Raw genomic sequence first — 18,859 nt, 5'->3', positions numbered from 1 at the left:
GATGGCGTACTCCTTGTACGTCGAGACGGCCTGATGATGTATACAGTGCTTTATCAGCAGCTTGCTAAGTTCATTCAGCGCAGGCTGCTCAGAAAGTGCCGGAGACGAAGAAGCTTGACGATGGCGTATATTCTGTACGTCGAGGAAACCTGATGAAGTATATGGTGCTTTATCAGCAGCTTGCTAAGTTCATTCCACGCAGGCTGCTCAGAAAGTGCCGGAGACGAAGAAGGTCGTCGATGGCGTACTCCTTGTACGTCGAGACGGCCTGATGAAGTATACGGTGCTTTATCAGCAGCCAGTACGGTAGTACTATTTAAGTAAGGGAAAGAGGTCAAGAAACATGCGCAGTACACAAGTAAAAAAAGGTTCAACCCGCGCAGCCCATCGCTCTCTGTTCTATGCAATGGGTTATACTGAAGAAGAATTAAAGAAACCGTTAATCGGCATTTGTTGTGCCGCTAACGAAATCATTCCGGGACATATGCATCTGGATACCATCGCTAAGGCAGCCAAATACGGCGTGCTAGAAGCAGGCGGTACTCCGATTGAGTTCCCGGCTATCGGCATCTGTGATGGCATTGCAATGGGCCATGACGGTATGAAATATCCGCTGGCAAGCCGTGAGCTGGTTGCCGACAGCATTGAAGCTGTTGCCAACGGCCATGCGTTTGACGGCTTAATCCTGATTCCGAACTGTGATAAAATTGTTCCGGGTATGCTGATGGCAGCAGCCCGTCTGAACATCCCGACCGTTGTTGTCAGCGGCGGTCCGATGCTGCCCGGCCGTTATCAGGGCAGAGATATCAGCGTATCTACTGTATTTGAAGCTGCCGGCCGTTTTGAATCCGGTCAGATTGATAAAGCAGAGCTCAGAGAAATCGAGCATTGTGCCTGCCCCGGCTGCGGCAGCTGCTCCGGTCTGTTCACTGCCAATACCATGAACTGCCTGACTGAGGTTCTTGGCATGGGCCTGCCCGGCAACGGTACTATCCCCGCTGCTTACAACGGCAAGCGTATCGCTTTGGCTAAGCACGCAGGCATGGCTGTTATGCGTCTGCTGGAGGAAAATGTTCTGCCTCGCGACATTATGACGCTCAATGCCTTCAAGAACGCTATTACCGTTGATATGGCCATCGGCGGCAGCTCCAACACTGCGCTGCATCTGCCGGCTATCGCTCACGAAGCAGGCATCGACCTGCCGCTGGAGCTGTTCGATAAAATCTCCAAGAAAACTCCGTACCTCACTAAGATGAGCCCGGGCGGCAGCCACCACATCGTTGATTTGAACGAAGCCGGCGGCATTCCTGCTGTAATGCACGAGCTTGACCGTCTGAAGCTGATTAAAAAATCCTGCCAGACTGTCAGCGGCAAAACTGTCGGCCAGCTTATCAAAAATGCGGAAATCCTGCGTCCTGAGGTTATTCACAGCGTAGAAAATCCGTACAACAAAACCGGCGGCATCGCTGTTCTGAAGGGCAATATCGCTCCGGAATGCAGCGTTGTCAAGGAAAGTGCGGTTGATTCTTCCATGAAGGTATTCAGCGGTCCGGCTAAGGTTTATAATTCCGAAGACGAAGCTATTGCTGCAATTTGCGCCCAAAAGGTTGTTTCCGGTGACGTTGTCGTTATCCGCTACGAAGGCCCGAAAGGCGGCCCTGGTATGCGTGAGATGCTGAACCCGACCTCCGTACTGGCAGGCATGGGCCACGACAAGGACGTTGCACTGCTTACCGACGGACGTTTCAGCGGTGCTACCCGTGGTGCCTGCATCGGTCATATTTCTCCGGAAGCACGCGAGGGCGGTAATATCGCATTGATTGAAAACGGCGATATCATTGAAATTGATATTCCGAACCGTACCCTGAACGTTAAGCTGAGCGACGAAGAGCTGGCTGAACGCCGTAAGAACTGGGTTTGCCCGCCGCCGAAGGTTAAGAGCGGTTACCTGGCACGCTATGCTGCTTTGGTTACCTCCGCTGCTACCGGCGCTGTACTGAAGGTTCCCGGTCAAGACTAAAAGAATTATATAAGCTGAAAAAGCAACTCCCCATCTTTCTTACCGAAAGGTAAGACGGATGGGGAGTTTTTGCATAAGAAAAGCGGCTGGGATAAAACCAACCTCACAAATTATAGAATCGCTATAGTTTAAGAATTTTTTATTTTTTACACTAAAAAACAGTGGGAATTTATCTGACGGTAACCCTCCACTGTTTTTTCTGTTAAAGGCTGAGTTCTGTTTCAGCCTCTCAACGGTTGATTATTAATACTCAATTTTGCTCCAGCAGATAAATATCACTGATTTCCTTTACTGTACGCACATTATTCGGCAAAGGACCTGCCTTCTGCACGCGACGATATTCCAAACCGCGCACCAGCAGATATTTTTTGCTTCCGTCACGCAGCGCATCTGTCAAGGCACCGGTCTGAGGAATCATTTCGATACCAGGCTTGCCTGCATAATACATGAAGCCGGGACGCAGGAACTTATCGACATAAATAGGCGTCTGCTGCTCACATTGCTCCTTATACACGCTGCTCATAGTTTTTACACTGAAGCGGTCTGCAATCACGGGCAGAACAAAAGCGAAGGCAACACACATCGTCACCGCGCCGATCATCACATGCAGCCAGGAGGCCAGCTCGATATCGCGATAATACAGCAGCGCAAAGACTGCCGCTGCACCCAAAAGCAGTGTCAGCACGCCCAGCATCACCAGGCTGAAATCAGCCTCCGGCAGATACTGCGCACCGACAATCCAGCCAACGCCGAGCAGGACAAACATAATACCGCTGCCTGCCGCCCAACCGTAAAAGGTTGTATTATGGCGCAGTCTGCTTTGCATTCTCGCTATATTCCAGCCGATAATTACCGACATTGCAGGGAATAACGGAAGAATATAGGATACGAGCTTCGTTTTGCAGATCGTAAAGAACAGCAGCACGAAAATCCACCAAACGTGAAAAAAAAGCAGCTTACGCATATCATCTATACGGCTTTCGCTGACAGATGCTTTAGCAGCCTGCCACAGCATACCAGTCCAGGGGAACAAGCCTAAGATTATTACAGGAAAATAATACCAGAAGGTAACGCGGTTGGCATGCTCAGCCGTCGTAAAACGCGTTATATTGTGAAAGCCCAGGAAGGTATTGATAAATTCCATGCCATGCACGGTATACATAGCGTAATACCAAGGTGATGCGATGAGAAAATACAGCAGCAGACCACGGATAACATGCATGCGCAAAATCTCACGCAGCTGGCCCATAACCACCAGATACAGAAAAATTATCGCACCCGGAAAAACTATGCCGATAGGACCTTTGGTAACAGTAGCCAGCGCCATGCACACATACATCAGCCAATAACGCTTATGGATAAAGCTCAGCAACGCACCTGTCATAAAAAAGAGCAGCGTTGTGTCTGTCACCGCCGCCTTGCCCATATAGAAAAATTCTACACAGCTTGTAAGTATCATGGCAGACCAAAAGCCTGCACGTTCATTAAACAGTCCGGTAATGCCTACATACATCATCACAGAGGTCCCGCAGGCCATCAACGCCGCAGGAAAACGGGCCGCAAACTCACCATCACCAAAAATAAATTGCGCAAAAGCAACCAGCCAATAGTACATTGGCGGCTTATCATACCAAAAATTACCAAAAATTCTCGGTGACAAAAAGTCACCGGCAGCCAGCATTTCTCTTGCTGTTTCCGCATATACGGGTTCATCCGGATCCAGCAGCGGAACGCTGCCGATACCGAACATAATCATAAATAACGCAGTGCCTGCTACAATCAGCAGGCTATTTTTTTCAATCTGATTCATCAGTTTCCATCCCTCAAAATAATTTCAAAATTTATCTTATAGCTACTCATTTTTCTTGCCTTCGGTAGTTTTACTCTTGAGCGATGCCATATTCAGCACATCGCTGCCAAAAGCTCTGATGGTTACTACCGCTCCCAGCATAAAGGGCAGATATTCTGCCGTAAAGCGCCAGAGAACAGCCATAATGCCTTCCACACCGTTAGGCAGGATATTGGAAAACAGCACCAAGAAGCCTGCCTCCGCTACACCACTGCCACCGGGAGTCGGCGAAAAATACAGTATTAAATTCAGCAGCACCATGCGTCCCATTACCTGCTGCAAATCAAAATCAATATTCAGACCGGTGAAATACGCAGGCACAGTTGCATAAATAAAGAGCAGGCTCATGCCGGATTCAATAAACGCACGGAAAACCATTTTCGGATGCTTACCCATAACTACAACGGCATTTTTAAATTCGTTATACCAGATAAAGCAGTTGCGCTGCGTAGTAAATGAAAGCTTGCGGGTAAACCACATAATCGCCTTCTCAGGATAACGTGTTTGCAGCAAGGAAATTACGATTATCGGCAGTGATATAAACAGTACCGAAAGAATCGTCAGTACCGACGCAGGCATCCATTTTACTATATCCTCATCACTGTGCAAAACCACCGGCACCAGCAAGATAAGAAAGATTATGGACATGACGGTGCGCACCAAAACTACTACCGTAGATTTGGCGACAGGCACCCCGGCCTTACGCATAAACATAACCTGAGCGATAGCGCCACCGCTGGCACCAGGCGTTACCAGCGCCAAAAAGTAGTTGCTCAGAACTACATTCACAATCTGATGAAAGGTCAGCTTCTCGTCTGTCACCGAAGCCAGGGTAATCAGACGCAGACCATCAAAAATCAAGCCTATCGCAAGGCATGACAAAGCCAGCAGAATACAGCGAGGCTCAAACATCGTCAGGTATTCCAAGGTCCGTATATCAAATGTAAAATAAATAACCGCCGCCGAAATCAACAGCACAAAGCCAAAAAGCAGACCTAGGCGGAACAATAATTTTTTATTCATCTAGCAGACTCCAAATGAGCTTATTTTTTAGTACAAGAGCTTTAGCAGGCCGTAAAATTCACAGGCTGAATATGCTCCTGCTCCAGCAGCTTTTTATTGCCGCTGTCAAGGTACGCCTGCATTTCCTCCTGCCAATGATATTGCCAGGGAAATATTTTTCCCAAGGCAACAGAATCAAGACCGGGATGTGTCATCAGCTCGCTGACGCCATCCGGAAGCTGACGCAGGATATTGCCTACCAGCTCCGCATTCAGATGACCTCCCGCCAGCATCCCGAAGAAATGCTGCGGATGCTTTAGGCCAAGGCTGTCGGCGCGCTGCGCCGCCAGCTGAGCACAAAAGCTTAGCCCGCTGCGTCCGATCATTCTGCCGATACCTGTATGAAAGCCGCCGGTAAAGGTATAGGCCTCCTTAGGTATACGTACCCTTATAATATTATACTCATTACAGAGCTTTAATACAAGTGCATTAATTCCCGGCAGCACATGCGTATGCTGATGACTGTCGATATGCGTAATGTTTATTTTTGCTTCCAGCGCCCTTTCGATTTGCGCGCGCAGCTCCGCTTCCAGCTCGCTGCGCTTGACGCTGCCGCTGTAAAAGCGTTTGGCAAAGGCAACGTAATCAGGCAAAAACAATTCCTGCTCATCCAACAGGCTGCTGACCTTGCCTGCAGGCAGCACAGGTGCCACGCTGCCGACAAGCGTCAGATGCACGCCTATGCCGAGCTGAGGATTTTCCTGCGCCAGCTGCACCGCCTCCTGCCAGCAGGGCGCGCTAGGCATCAGTGAGGTGCTGGTAATAAAGCCCTCCCGATAGCCCTTGATAATACCTGCGTTAATCAAAGGATGCAGACCGAAATCATCTGCGTTAACAATAAGTTTTTTCATAATCTCTACACTCTTTTGTAATTGGCAAAGTGCAGCTTTACATATTCACGCAAAGCATCCTTGCCGTATTTTTCTGCTAAGCGGCGGGCGCAGGCCGTTGCCTGCTCGCCGCCGCCCTTCGGCAGCTCGCCTACGCCGGCCTGCTGCGCCAGCTCGTCCATCGTCCGCAAGAAACGGGCGCGGGCCAGCACCGAAGCAGCAGCAACCGCCAGATTGCTTTCTGCCTTAGGCTGCTGGCGCACGCTGCAGCCGTGGAAACGCTGCTGCAAAGCCTTTAAATTCACCGTAGACTGGGTGAACTGGTCAATCAAAGCGCTGTGGCAATCCTTTTGCCGCTCCAGCACCTGACTCAAAGCCGCCACATGTCCGTAGCCTAAAAGCTGATTGAGCTTGCCGCCGGCTGCCGCAACCTGCTCGTAGCGCAGATTATAAATCTTCGGCTTCAGCTCCAGCACGCTGTAATCAACAACCGTAGCCTTGATAACATCCTCCAGCTCAAGTATTTTTTTATCAGTCAGCAGCTTGCAGTCCTTAACGCCCGCAGCCTGCAGCTTCGCTGCCGTTGTGTTGTCCACTACCGTGGCCGCCACAACCAGACTGCCGAAGAAATCACCCTTGCCGGATTCATCACTGCCAGCCCACAGGCCGTTGCTTACTGTTGCTCCTGCGGCTGCAGGCTGCAGCTCCTCAGACGCAGTCTGCACTCCCTCCAGCAGCAGCAGTAATCTTTGCTTTAAAGCACTATCGCCGTTATAAACATGCGTCAGTCCTTTTTTGCCATTATATATATTCACGGATGCCTTGGCCTCGCAAAACTGCACTGCAATCTGCTGGCCATAATTAATCGGCTTATCTTTAACAATACTAAAACCATCCTGACGGATTTTTTCTGCAGCCTCTGCCAAGTAATCGGCAAAGGCCTTGGGTGTCAACTGTTTCACGCCTATTCTCCTCTTTGCACATAGTTTTTCGCCTTCCACTCCTCAAAGAGCAGATAAATCAACGGAACAACCACCAACGTCAGTAAGGTGGAGGTTGTTAAGCCGCCTATCAGCACCACGCCCATAGACTGGCGCAGCTCCGCACCCTCGCCGATACCGAGAGCAATCGGCAACATACCGAGTATCGTAGACAAGGTAGTCATCAGAATAGGACGCAGACGCAGTGAGCAGGCCAGAAGTACTGCTTCACGGATAGACATGCCCTTTTCCCGCTCCTGGTTGGCATAGTCAATCAGCAGAATTGCATTTTTGGTAACAAGACCAAGAAGCATCGTAAAGCCAATCATGCTCATCATGTTCGCCGTCTGTCCTGCAACAAGCAGGCCCAGGATAGCACCGATAATCGCAAATGGCAGTGATACCATGATAATCAGCGGCTGCGAAAAGCTTTCGAACTGCGCCGCCAGCACCATGTATACCACAACTATGGCCAGAATAACAGCCTTATAAACCTCTTTAAAGGAGCGTGCCATATTATCGGCCTGACCAATCATCTTATAGTTATATCCCGGCGGCAAATTCAGCTCAGGAATATATTCGTTGCGCACCTTGCTGATTAAATCACCGGGCGAAATACCTACTGTATTGGCATAAACAACGATCTGACGCTGCTTATCCTCACGCTCAATGCGTGTAGGACCGCTGCCGTAACGCACATCGGCAATATCACCCAGGCGGATGAACTGGCCTGCGGAAGAAGAAATGCGCAGGTTCATAACATCATTGATATTAGTGCGCTGGCTTTGCTCCAACTGCAGGATAATATCATAGTCATTGTCACCGATAGTATAGCTGTTGCTGGTGCTTTTGCCCATGATAGCCATTTCGATAACCTTACCGACCTCCGTAGCATCAAGACCGAATTCGCTGGCCTTGGCGTGGTCCAACTTAACTACGATTTCCGGCTGCTCTTCCGAGTCGGATATATCAACATCGGTCGCACCCTCAGTTTGACGCAGCATATCCGCCAGCTGCTGAGCGTAATTTTTCAGCTCCTTGATATTACTGCCGCGCAGGCCTACCTGCACCGGACGGCTGTCGCCACGGCCGCCGCCCTGGTTGGATACAACGGTAACCTTCAGGCCTTCAACATTTTGGAAGCGTCCGCGCAAATCATCCATAATCTGCTGCATGCTGCGTTCACGCTCATTGCTTGGCTTCAGGCGGATATCCAACGAACCCTGGTTAACAGGATTACGGCCGTTGCCGATATTAAGCGCTACGATTTTAACCTCCGGCAGCTGCGAAATCTCCTGCTGCAGTGGCTTGGCCAGCTCTACCGTTTTTTGCAGACTGGTGCCGATGGGCGCCTTAACATTGACGCTGAATTCACCCGAATCATATGTAGGTTGGAATTCCGTGCCAACAAAGGGCAGCAGCAGCAAATTCAGCAGCAGCGAAATGATGCCTACGGCAACAACCTTCTTAGGTCTTTCCAAAGCCCAGGCCATTAAGCTGTCATACATTTCACGCACGGACTGAAAGCCTGCTTCGAATTTATCGAGAGCCCTCTGCACAAAATGCGTGCGCTCCTTGCTGCTCTGCTCCTCGGTTTCTGCCTTAATCCAATACGCCGAAACCATTGGCGTAAGTGAAAAGGCTACGATAGTAGAGAACGCTACCGCAAAGGCAACCGTCAGACCGAACTGCTTAAAGAACTGGCCGATGGTTTCACCCATATTGCCGATAGGCACAAATACAGCCATTAAGCTCAGGGACGTCGCCAAAATTGCCAGCGTCAGCTCCTCCGTCGCTTCCTTGGCTGCCACAAACGGCGTCTGTCCCATCTCGATATGACGGAAAATATTTTCAATTACTACAATCGCATCATCAATCAAAATGCCGACTGCCAGGCTCAAAGCCATCAGCGACATATTATTCAGCGTAAAGCCCATAACCTTCATCATAAAGAAGGTGGCGATAATAGACGTAGGAATACACAAACCGCCGATAATTGTCGCACGGAAATTGCGCAGGAAAAGATATGTTATCAAAAGCGCCAGAAAACCGCCGAAAAGAATCGCATTCCAGACATCCGCAATGTTATCGCGGATATAGTTGGACTGGTCGCGCACCTTATCAACAATGATATCAGGCGGCAGATTGCTGTGCTTCAGCTCCTCCATCTTGGCATTGACATTATCGGTAACATCAACAGTATTGGTTTTGGACTGCTTGCGCACAAAGGTCATAACACAGGGAACGCCGTTAGCACTGGCAAAGGTATCCTCATCCTCCCAGGAGTCAAGAACATCAGCAATTTCACTAATATAAACAGGACGGCCGTTATGATTGGCAACTACTACCTGCTTAATATCATTAATATTGTTATACTTGCCCAAGGTACGCACAGTGATTTCCATAGCGTCATTTTTTGCCTTACCGCCGGGAGTATTATAGTTGTTGGCGTTCAGCTTACTGCGCACTGTCTGATAGGCAATACCATATTCCGCCAGCTTTTCCGGCTTCAGCACAATGCGGATAGCACGCTGGCTGGCACCGACAACGGTAACCTCGGAAACGCCCTCCACCATCTGCAGCTCATCCTTGATATTATCCTCCACAATGCGGCGGATTTCACCACGGCTGCGCGAAGGCGAAGCAAAGGTATAGGCCACAATAGCGCGGGAGTTGATGTCAACTGTCTGCGTTACCGGCTCGTCGATATCATCAGGCAGAGCCTTGCGCACACTGGCAACCTTTTCACGCACCTCACTGGCCTTCACCTGCGGGTCTACACCGATATTAAATTCCAGAACAGTTTCACTGTAGCCTTCCAGCACAGTTGAAGACAGCGTCTTGATACCGGAAACCTGGCTGACGCGGTTCTCAATCGGCTTGGTAACCAGCGTTTCCATTTCCTGCGGCGAAGCACCGCTGTAGGTAACACGCACGCTGACAATAGGCAAATCAACATCAGGATTCAGGTCAACTCCGATTTCCGGATAGCAGCGGATACCGAACACCACCAACAGCAAAATAAACATGGTAGTAAAGACCGGCCGCTTGATAAATGTTCCAATCATCGTTATTTACCAGCCTTTTTCAAATCTATCTTGCTGCCTTCACGCAGCTTGTTATGTCCTTCGGTAACAATAGTATCCTTTTCATCAAGTCCGCTCACTATTTCAGCAAGCTTATCATTCGTATAGCCGACATTCAGCACACGACGCTGCACTACACCCTTATCATCAACCACAAACACTGTCTGCTGGTCATCACGCATCACAATAGCCTGCACCGGAATAGTCAGCACATCAGCTTTAGGCGAAGCGGTAAGCGTAACGTTAGCATAGACGCCGGCCAAAAGACCTTCGCTGTTATCAACGCTCACCTCTGCCGCAAAGGTATGCGCCGGCAAATCTGCTACCGGAGCGATGCGGGTAATTTTGCCTAGCAGCTTTTTACCTGGATAAGCAGGCAGAGTAATGCTTGCTTCATTGCCAACGTGTACACCGGCAATCTGTCCTTCTGGAATATGAATCGTAGTTTTCAGCATAGAAATATCCGCAACGGCAAAAATAGGCGTACCTGCCTTTGCGTAATAACCCTCCTGATAATAACGCTTTGCAACAATTCCGTCAGCCGGCGCTGTCAGCACCGTGCCTTCAGACTTAGACTCCATCGCACGCAGACTGCCTCTGGCAGCCTCCAGCTTGGCTGCAGCATTATCACGCGCAAAGCGGTAATCATCTACCACCTGCTGCGAAACTGCGCCCGTAGCATAAAGCTTTTCATAGCGCTGCAAATCTGTTTCCGCCTTACGCAGGCTGGTCTGTGCATCAAGAAAACTACCTTTGGCATTCAAGAGACCGGCATCGGTATCCGTCTGCTCCAAAATTGCCAACACCTGCCCGCGGCTCACACGGTCGCCTTCACGGACATAAACCTTTTCCAGGCGTCCGTCCACCTTAGCAGCAACCTCTGCCTGCCATTCAGGATCCAGACTGCCGGAAAAGCTCAGACTGGGAACAATCGTCTGCCTTACGGGATGAGCAGTAACAACCGCCACATTGCGCACCTGCGACAGTTTGGCAGCACGCGCCTTATCTGCCTGGATATTGCTGTAAATACGGTAACCGATAATTACGCATACCGCCAGCATCAGGCCTAGTGCTATCTTAACCTTGCGATTCTGTAAATTCACTTTCTTTCCTCCCTGCACCATTCTCTCCGGGGTAAATTATAATGGGGTAAGTTTAATTTTAACTGAGTTTATTACGGAGTAATTATAGTTATAGATAATAATATTATACCTCTTATCAAGATAAGTTAGCAAGTGCAAAGCCTCAGGCAGACATAGAAAAAGCACGCTGCGGACAGCGTGCTTTCGACAGTTTTAAGTTAAGCTTACAGGCCAGCCTGCTCGCGCAGTGCAGCAGCCTTTTCGGTATGCTCCCAAGGCAGATCTACATCGGTACGGCCGAAATGACCATAAGCAGCAGTCTGCTTGTAGATAGGACGCAGCAAATCCAGCTCACGGATAATGCCGGTCGGGCTCAGGGAGAAGTTTTTGCGAACCAGCTCAGCAATCTTGTCTTCGCTGATTTTGCCGGTGCCAAAGGTTTCAACCAGAACGGAAACCGGATGTGCTACGCCGATAGCGTATGCCAGCTGGATTTCGCATTTGTCAGCCAGACCTGCGGCAACGATATTTTTAGCAACGTGACGTGCAGCATAAGCAGCACTGCGGTCAACCTTAGAGGGATCCTTGCCGCTGAAAGCACCGCCGCCATGACGAGCCATACCACCATAGGTATCAACGATGATTTTACGGCCGGTCAGACCAGCGTCACCCTGAGGACCGCCGATAACGAAACGGCCGGTCGGGTTGATGTAGTATTTGGTTTCCGCATCCAGCATTTCTGCAGGAACAATCGGTGCGATAACCTTTTCGATAATATCTTTGCGAATCTGCTCGTTGGAAACTTCCGGTGCATGTTGGGAAGAAATAACGATAGTATCTACGCGAACAGGTTTGCCGTCGTCATATTCAACGGTAACCTGAGTTTTGCCGTCCGGACGCAGGTAAGGCAGCACGCCTTCTTTGCGAACCTTGGTCAGCTGCAGAGCCAGCTTGTTAGCCAGATATGCAGGCATCGGCATGTAGCTTTCGGTTTCGTTGGTTGCATAACCGAACATCATACCTTGGTCGCCGGCACCGGTTTCTTCCTCAGCAGCCTGGCCTTCCTTAGCTTCCAGCGCTTTGTCAACGCCCATAGCGATATCAGGGGACTGCTCGTCGATGGAAATCAGCACACCACAGGTATTGCCGTCAAAACCGAATTTTGCACGGTTGTAACCGATATTGTTGATAGTTTCGCGAGCAATGTGTGCGATATCAACATAGCATTGGGTAGAAATTTCACCGAAAATGTGAACCTGACCGGTAGTAACGATAGTTTCGCAAGCAACACGGCCTTTAGGATCCTGAGTCAGGATGGCATCAAGCACAGCATCGGAAATTTGGTCTGCTATTTTATCGGGATGACCTTCGGTAACGGATTCGGAAGTAAATAATTTTCTCATTGGTAGCTCCTTTCATAAATAAAAAACGTTGTTGAGAGTGTTTAGATGGTATAAGAAAAGGCGTTCTCATTATGAGAACGCCTTAAATTATTACTCTTAGCATTCTCATCTTACAGATAAACTGCAGGACTTAGCACCGTTTTACAGCTGTCACGCTGCAATGGTTGCTGCGACTTCACAGGGCCATTCCCTCCATCGCTCTTGATGAGTTGTATTAAATTGGTTACAGATGCCATTATATAACAAAAACAAGATAATGACAAGTACTTTTTTTACGAAAAATATGTGAAAAGGTCTTTTCCGTAACAGCCTACGCTAAATAGAATTTAATTCTATTATACAGGGATTCATAATGCATACGTATCCTTGCAATCCCTACTCCAAAGAGTGCGGAGAAGGCTTCAGATGCTATATGATTGCGACGATGGCGTACTACTGCTACGTCGAGAAACAGTCATAACACAGATGCGGCCTTACAATCCCTACTTCAAAGAGCGCGGAGAAGGCTTCAGATGCTATATGATTGCGACGACGGCGTACTTCTAGTACGTCGAGGAGCGGTCATGACGCAGATGCGGTCTTATACGCGCTCGCGACGTATACGCAAAGCCTCGTCCAATATACGATTCGCCACATCAACCTTCGGCATCTGCTCCAGCTCGCATACATCGCCGTTAGCATAAAGGAACTTAACAATATTGGTATCGGAATTGAAACCGGCACCGGCAGCCGTAACATCGTTGGCTACAATCATATCAAGATTCTTTTTAACTACCTTTTCGCGGGCATTAGCCAACAGATTCTGCGTTTCTGCAGCAAAACCAACCAACACCTGATGCGTTTTCTTCGCACCCAAGGTTTTGAGGATATCCGGATTTTTATCCATAACTACAGTCAGAGCATCATCTGTTTTCTTTTTAATCTTTTGGTCTGCTACGTCACGCGGACGGTAATCGGCAACTGCCGCTGCCTTGATAACGATATCAACTGCATCATAAGCTGCGAGGCAGGCCTCCAGCATTTCATTGGTTGATTCAACCTGCACAGCCTTCACATTAGGCGGTACAGCAAGCGCAGAAGGACCGCTGATAAGCAGTACCTCAGCACCGCGCTCGGCAGCCATCTGAGCTACAGCATAGCCCATCTTGCCGCTGGAACGGTTGCCGACAAAGCGGACGGGGTCAATCGGTTCACGTGTACCTGCTGCGGTAACAAGTACCTTCAGGCCACGCAGATCGCCCTCACGGCCGGCAAAAAAGCTGCTCATAAACTCCACAATCTGCTGCGGTTCAGGCAGACGGCCGGGGCCGCTGGTGCCGCAGGCAAGATGTCCGGAAGCAGGCGGCATTACAGTAATACCGCGGCTTTGCAGCTTAGCGATATTTTCCTGGGTTGCAGCATTAAGATACATACCGGTATTCATTGCGGGGCAGACAACTATCGGTGCCTGAGCTGCCAAAAGCGTAGTGCTCAGCAGATCATCCGCAATGCCATATGTCATTTTAGCCAGAATATTAGCGGTAGCAGGTGCAACTAAGAAAGCGTCTGCCCAATTTGCCAAAGCAATATGCTCAACATTAAATTCCTGGTTGCTGTTCCACATGCTGGTAGCAACAGCATTACCGCTGATTTCCTTGAAGGTTAACGGAGTAACAAACTGCTGCGCATGCTCGGTCATGACCACACGCACCTCGCAGCCCTGCTTACGCAGACGGCTTACAAGATCTACAGCCTTATAAACGGCAATACCGCCGGTTACTCCCAAAACAATTTTTTTGCCCTTTAACAAGGTTTTACCCTCCCGCTGTTATACGTTTTTAGTACGCTCGTAGGTAATAGTATCGTTAGCAATTTCCTTCAGCGCAGCGCTGACCTCTTTTTCCGCGGAATTTACGCCGGGAATAGTGAGCTCGCGTGCTCTTTTTGCTGCCAAAATAACCAAAGTGTATTTGCTATCTACTTTTTCTGCCAAATAGTCAATAGACGGATCTACCATAGACATTATAGAATCACTCCTTTAAGTATTTCATGGTTTATACAACAGACTGCTGCATAATGTAAATTTATTTTTTAGCTTTACAAATCTTATCAACAATAAAATATGTTCTGGCTACGCGGTAACGCTCAGCCTCCATAATTGTCAGCACCTTTTGCGCTGCCTTTTCCGCAACATCATTAACGATGATATAGTCATATTCCGCTGCGTAGGTCAGCTCACTAGCTGCGGAAGCCATACGGCGCTTAATAACATCCTCACTGTCGGTACCACGTTTATAAATACGTGCGGAAAGCTCATCTAAGGAAGGCGGTACGATGAAAACAAATACGCCCTCGGGGAAGCGCTTTTTAATCTGCAAAGCGCCCTGAATATCAATCTCCAGCAATACGTCACGGCCGGATTCCAGCTGCTCCTCCACGTATTTGCGCGGTGTGCCGTAATAATTGCCGTATACCTCGGCATATTCCAACAGCTCGCCCTTTTCAATCATCTGCTTAACCTCGGGAATTGTCTTGAAGAAATAGCTCTCTCCGTCAACCTCACCCGTGCGCGGTGCGCGTGTAGTAACAGAAATAGAATAACCTAAATCCGGCAGCTGGTCTCTCAGCATCTGGCAAATAGTTCCTTTGCCTGCTCCCGACGGACCGGATACTACAAGAAGTACTCCCTTGGGAGTAACATTATCAATATCGTTGCTCATGATCCAATTACTCCTCTTCTTCAGAATCAGCAGTTTGTGCTACCAGACGGTTGGCTACAGTTTCCGGCTGTACCGCAGACAGGATGATATGACCGCTGTCCACCACAACTACAGCACGAGTACGACGTCCGTAGGTTGCATCAACCAGCATGCCTTTATCGCGGGCTTCCTGGATAATACGTTTAATCGGTGCCGATTCCGGACTGATAATAGAAATAATGCGGTTGGCTGCGACAATGTTGCCAAAGCCGATATTAACTAGCTTTATATCCATAACTTCCTCCAGTTTTATTCAATGTTCTGAATCTGCTCACGGATTTTTTCTATTTCCGCCTTAATTTCTACGACTATCTGTGCCATAGTATAATCGTTGGCTTTGGAAGCAATAGTATTTGCTTCACGGTTGAATTCCTGGATAAGGAAGTCCAGCTTGCGTCCTACTGGCTGGTCGGAAGCGATGATGGTCTTGAATTGCTTGATATGGCTCTTCAAGCGAACAATTTCTTCTGTAATGCTGGTGCGGTCAGCAAAAATTGCTACCTCCTGCAGCAAGCGCTCCGGCTCAACCTTGATATTATTGTCAGCCAGAAGATTAGTCAGACGTTCCTGCAGCTTAACCTGGTATTCTTCCACAACTAAGGGAGAACGCTCTTCAATCTGTGCCAGCTTTTCGGCAATCAGATCTGCACGGTAAATGAAATCACCGTAGATATTGCCACCCTCTGTTTCACGCATAGCTACCAGATTAGCAACAGCCTGCTCAACAGCCTGCTCAACCTTGGGCCAAACGCTTTCTACATCAAAAAAGCCTTCCTTAACGTTAATCACGTCAGGGCATTTTGATAAATAGAGAATTTCTGCAGCAGCGTTAATGCCTGCAGCGTCAGCTCCGATAGCAACGCCTACCTCCTGCAATGCCTTATGATAGGCAGCAGCAAGGTTTTTATCAACCTTCAGAGTGCAGTTGCCGCTGACATTATAATCAGCAGTAATAAACACATCAATACGTCCACGGCTAACGGTTTTTAAAATAGTTTTACGGATTTTATCCTCCAAAGGATTCAAAAATCGCGGTAAACGGATAGCAACCTCGTTATACCGGTGGTTCACGGTTTTCATTTCAATGTTAACAGAAAAATCTGCATCCTCGTAGGAACCACGGCCGAAACCGGTCATACTTTTTAACACAGGCTTCCTCCTTCATCCTCACCAACAAAGGTGATGTTATTTCAGCTTAAAAGATAAGTATTTTTTGCTTCAATCTTATCTTGAAAATCTATTATACCATATTTCTCTAATGATTTCAGCATTTTTCTTCGTTTTTCGTCGCTTAGATAAAGAAATGGCCCATTTTTGTTTTGCTATACTTGTTGCAGGTAATGGAGTATAATATGATAAATTAATAAATTGCATTGTATTCCCGCAGGTTCAAAAAACTTTGCCGAGCCTGCACCGAAAGGAGTCCCTATGAACATTGAAGGCTTAACTTTAAAGCTGCTTACAGATACATTGAATGAAGAGCTGCTGGGCAGCAAAATATATAAGGTATATATGCCTAATCCGCAGTCACTTCTGCTGCTCGTCCGCAGAACACGCGATACCAGCAGCCTGCTGGCGGATATGCACAACGGCAGCTGTGTGCTTTATCTGCCGCAGCAGCTGCCGGAAAACCCGGAAACTCCGCCCACATTCTGCATGCTTCTGCGCAAGCATCTGGAGGAAGGACGCATCACAAAAATCAGCCAAAGCGGCCTGGACCGCATTATTACGCTGGAGATTGATCTTTTAGGCGCTTCCAGTAAAATTATTACCAAAAAGCTGATTTTTGAGCTTACCGGTAAAAACAGCAATATTATTCTTACGCAGGATGATGTTATTATCGACTCTCTGAAGCATGTAAGCGCAGCACAGAGCAGCTATCGCACTATCCTACCGGGAAAAGCCTATATTGCGCCCCCGCCGCAGGAAGGACTTAACCTTTTGACTGATGACCCGGCAAAAATTGTGCAGGCTGCCAACAGCCTGCCTGCAGCCAACTTTGCCAAGGCCTTTATCAGCGCTACCACCGGTGTCGGCAAAATGACAACGCTGGAGCTTTTGGCCGCTGCGGATATCCTGCCGCAGGAGGTGCGTCTGGAAAGCCCTGCCTGGCAGTCCCTAGCGCAGGTTATCGGCAAGCTGCAGGCAGATATGCAGTTACAGGCAGCCAAGCATCCTGTCTATGCGCTCATAAGCCGTACAAATCAAGTAAAAACCTTGCTGGTATTGCCTCCGCAGAATGTGCAGGACGGCATGCAGGTTAAAGAATTTACCGATATCAACAGTGCGCTGAATTTTGCTGTCAGCCTGAAGCCTATCCAACTGCCACGCCATGAACAGCTGCAAAAACTGGTGAACAGCGAAACTGCTAAGCTCAAGAAAAAGCTACAGGCTCTGCAGGAGGATTTAGCTCATGCAGCCAATGCCGAGGAACAGCGTATGCTGGCAGATACTATCATGGCCAATATCTACCAGATAAAAAAAGGCCAGACAAGCGCCGAGCTGATTAATATTTATGACGGCGAACCGGTTACGGTCAGCCTTTCTCCCATCCTTTCGCCTACGGAAAACGCACAGGCCTACTACAAGCGCTATAATAAATATAAGCGCGCTCAAACCGAAGTGCGTATACAACAGGAATCTACGGAAGAAATGCTTGCTTATCTGGAAAGCCTGGACGCTTCACTGCTCACCGCTACAACGAAGGAAGAAATTGAAGAGATTAATCAGGAAATGCTTGGCAGCGGTCTGCTTAAGGACACGAATAAAAAGAAGAAAAATGCCGGACTGCAAAAATCACAGCCTCTGCATATCCGTTTAAATTCTGAAGCAGATTTGTATATCGGCAAAAACAACAAGCAGAACGATTATGTTACCTTTACCTTGGGCAATCCTAAAGATTTATGGTTCCACACCAAGGATATCCCCGGCTCACACATTATTTTGAAAACGTCACTGCCGGAAGCACGTCAGGAGGATATTAATCTTGCTGTGCAGCTGGCAGCATATTTCAGCAAAGCGCGCGACGGCAGCAATGTTCCTGTCGACTGCGTACAAAGACGCTATGTAAAGAAACCTGCAGGCAGCAAGCCCGGCTTTGTTATTTTTACAAACCAGAATACTTATTACACAACACCTGATATGGAGTTAATCCAAAAATATCTGAAGTAAGATTCAGTCATAGTTAAAGCCATCAGGATATAAAAAGCGCCCTGATTCATAGAAATATGAATCGAGGCGCGTTTTAGGCTAGGGTGAAGTGTTTTGAGTGTAGATATCTTATAGAGCAGAAAAATAAGTTTCTAAATAAAAGTGATAGATATATAATGTAAACTGAGCGAGGGATATATCGTGTAGGGAATAGCAATTTTAGCAAATAAGCATCTGGTACCATCGAAGTGTCGCAACTGTCTGAGCGCTAAGCAATCTGCTATAGAAAAATCTCCCAGCATAGCGCGAGTTTTGCGGCACTTCGTCCTGGTTCCATGCGAACTTTGCGTTGTGCCCTATGGGCACGGGAAAATTGCTGCTGACTGGAACGATATAACTCTCGCGAACAGAGAAAGTTCGGTAGTAAGCTAAGTTAGTCCGCAGCTATCTATCCTCAGTCGTAAGTAAGCAAAGCTTACTTACGACACGCCTCGCCACAAACACATTTGCGCGTCGCTTTGCTCCTTCAAATGCGGTGGCTGGGCAGCCAGGCCCGCTGCTGGTCATAAGATAGCTGCAGGCAGAAAAAAAGAACCATACCTTTTGGTATGGTTCTTTTTTTCTAACCGGCAGCTATCTATCCTCCCAGGCCGCTTCCA

Annotated in this window: 14 protein-coding genes and 1 riboswitch; of the genes, 2 read left to right on the top strand and 12 right to left on the bottom strand. The window is 48.4% G+C overall.

Annotated features, from left to right (window positions below; all coding sequences use genetic code 11):
* Positions 1-343 precede the first annotated feature (343 nt).
* Positions 344-2,020 (top strand): dihydroxy-acid dehydratase, encoded by a 1,677-nt coding sequence (gene ilvD, locus Q0G26_RS10565; RefSeq protein WP_293830488.1) that lies wholly within the window; start codon positions 344-346, stop codon positions 2,018-2,020.
* Between the two features lie 250 nt (positions 2,021-2,270).
* Here ilvD and Q0G26_RS10560 read toward each other — a convergent pair whose 3' ends face one another.
* From Q0G26_RS10560 to Q0G26_RS10505, 12 genes are all read right to left on the bottom strand, one after another.
* Positions 2,271-3,830 (bottom strand): glycosyltransferase family 39 protein, encoded by a 1,560-nt coding sequence (locus Q0G26_RS10560; protein WP_293830486.1) that lies wholly within the window; start codon positions 3,828-3,830, stop codon positions 2,271-2,273.
* 42 nt (positions 3,831-3,872) lie between these two features.
* Positions 3,873-4,892, bottom strand: coding sequence for a lysylphosphatidylglycerol synthase transmembrane domain-containing protein (locus Q0G26_RS10555; RefSeq protein WP_293830484.1), 1,020 nt, complete (start codon positions 4,890-4,892; stop codon positions 3,873-3,875).
* 41 nt (positions 4,893-4,933) lie between these two features.
* Entirely contained in the window at positions 4,934-5,782 is an 849-nt protein-coding gene (locus Q0G26_RS10550) for a ChbG/HpnK family deacetylase (RefSeq protein ID WP_293830482.1), read from the bottom strand.
* Between the two features lie 5 nt (positions 5,783-5,787).
* Entirely contained in the window at positions 5,788-6,723 is a 936-nt protein-coding gene (rnhC, locus tag Q0G26_RS10545; RefSeq protein ID WP_293830480.1) for a ribonuclease HIII, read from the bottom strand.
* Positions 6,724-6,725: 2 nt separating this feature from the next.
* A complete protein-coding gene (locus Q0G26_RS10540) occupies positions 6,726-9,809 on the bottom strand; it encodes an efflux RND transporter permease subunit (RefSeq protein ID WP_293830478.1) in 3,084 nt (1,027 codons plus the stop codon).
* Positions 9,810-9,811: 2 nt separating this feature from the next.
* Positions 9,812-10,930 carry an efflux RND transporter periplasmic adaptor subunit gene (locus tag Q0G26_RS10535; protein WP_293830477.1) on the bottom strand — a complete coding sequence of 373 codons (1,119 nt, stop codon included), beginning with the start codon at positions 10,928-10,930 and terminating at the stop codon, positions 9,812-9,814.
* Positions 10,931-11,133: 203 nt separating this feature from the next.
* Positions 11,134-12,312, bottom strand: a complete 1,179-nt coding sequence (gene metK / locus Q0G26_RS10530) for a methionine adenosyltransferase (RefSeq protein ID WP_293811919.1) — start codon at positions 12,310-12,312, stop codon at positions 11,134-11,136.
* Between the two features lie 102 nt (positions 12,313-12,414).
* Positions 12,415-12,523: riboswitch (SAM riboswitch) on the bottom strand.
* 369 nt (positions 12,524-12,892) lie between these two features.
* The gene (gene coaBC, locus Q0G26_RS10525) at positions 12,893-14,101 is read right to left on the bottom strand and encodes a bifunctional phosphopantothenoylcysteine decarboxylase/phosphopantothenate--cysteine ligase CoaBC (RefSeq protein WP_293830476.1); all 1,209 of its coding nucleotides are present in this window, start codon (positions 14,099-14,101) and stop codon (positions 12,893-12,895) included.
* Positions 14,102-14,119: 18 nt separating this feature from the next.
* Positions 14,120-14,308 carry a DNA-directed RNA polymerase subunit omega gene (rpoZ, locus tag Q0G26_RS10520; RefSeq protein WP_148495367.1) on the bottom strand — a complete coding sequence of 63 codons (189 nt, stop codon included), beginning with the start codon at positions 14,306-14,308 and terminating at the stop codon, positions 14,120-14,122.
* A gap of 67 nt (positions 14,309-14,375) precedes the next feature.
* Positions 14,376-15,011, bottom strand: a complete 636-nt coding sequence (gmk, locus tag Q0G26_RS10515; protein WP_293830474.1) for a guanylate kinase — start codon at positions 15,009-15,011, stop codon at positions 14,376-14,378.
* Between the two features lie 7 nt (positions 15,012-15,018).
* Positions 15,019-15,285 (bottom strand): extracellular matrix/biofilm regulator RemA, encoded by a 267-nt coding sequence (remA, locus tag Q0G26_RS10510; protein ID WP_009146168.1) that lies wholly within the window; start codon positions 15,283-15,285, stop codon positions 15,019-15,021.
* A gap of 14 nt (positions 15,286-15,299) precedes the next feature.
* Positions 15,300-16,199, bottom strand: coding sequence for a YicC/YloC family endoribonuclease (locus Q0G26_RS10505; protein WP_293830472.1), 900 nt, complete (start codon positions 16,197-16,199; stop codon positions 15,300-15,302).
* Positions 16,200-16,478: 279 nt separating this feature from the next.
* On the opposite strand from Q0G26_RS10505, the gene Q0G26_RS10500 reads away from it, so the two are divergent.
* Positions 16,479-18,221, top strand: coding sequence for an NFACT family protein (locus Q0G26_RS10500; RefSeq protein ID WP_293830470.1), 1,743 nt, complete (start codon positions 16,479-16,481; stop codon positions 18,219-18,221).
* The last annotated feature ends 638 nt before the right edge of the window (positions 18,222-18,859 follow it).

This window comes from uncultured Phascolarctobacterium sp. (assembly GCF_934190775.1).
Classification (GTDB): Bacteria; Bacillota; Negativicutes; order Acidaminococcales; family Acidaminococcaceae; genus Phascolarctobacterium_A.
The sequence above is the reverse complement of the archived record's forward strand: the minus strand, read 5'-3'. Positions and strand labels throughout refer to the sequence as shown.

Bases quoted from the DNA above. Each gene is read 5' to 3' on its own strand.
- Q0G26_RS10550 (WP_293830482.1), bottom strand. From the start codon at position 5,782: ATGAAAAAACTTATTGTTAACGCAGATGATTTCGGTCTGCATCCTTTG.
- Q0G26_RS10555 (WP_293830484.1), bottom strand. From the start codon at position 4,892: ATGAATAAAAAATTATTGTTCCGCCTAGGTCTGCTTTTTGGCTTTGTG.
- gmk (WP_293830474.1), bottom strand. From the start codon at position 15,011: ATGAGCAACGATATTGATAATGTTACTCCCAAGGGAGTACTTCTTGTA.
- rpoZ (WP_148495367.1), bottom strand. From the start codon at position 14,308: ATGGTAGATCCGTCTATTGACTATTTGGCAGAAAAAGTAGATAGCAAA.
- Q0G26_RS10560 (WP_293830486.1), bottom strand. From the start codon at position 3,830: ATGAATCAGATTGAAAAAAATAGCCTGCTGATTGTAGCAGGCACTGCG.
- metK (WP_293811919.1), bottom strand. From the start codon at position 12,312: ATGAGAAAATTATTTACTTCCGAATCCGTTACCGAAGGTCATCCCGAT.
- Q0G26_RS10500 (WP_293830470.1), top strand. From the start codon at position 16,479: ATGAACATTGAAGGCTTAACTTTAAAGCTGCTTACAGATACATTGAAT.
- Q0G26_RS10540 (WP_293830478.1), bottom strand. From the start codon at position 9,809: ATGATTGGAACATTTATCAAGCGGCCGGTCTTTACTACCATGTTTATT.
- remA (WP_009146168.1), bottom strand. From the start codon at position 15,285: ATGGATATAAAGCTAGTTAATATCGGCTTTGGCAACATTGTCGCAGCC.
- ilvD (WP_293830488.1), top strand. From the start codon at position 344: ATGCGCAGTACACAAGTAAAAAAAGGTTCAACCCGCGCAGCCCATCGC.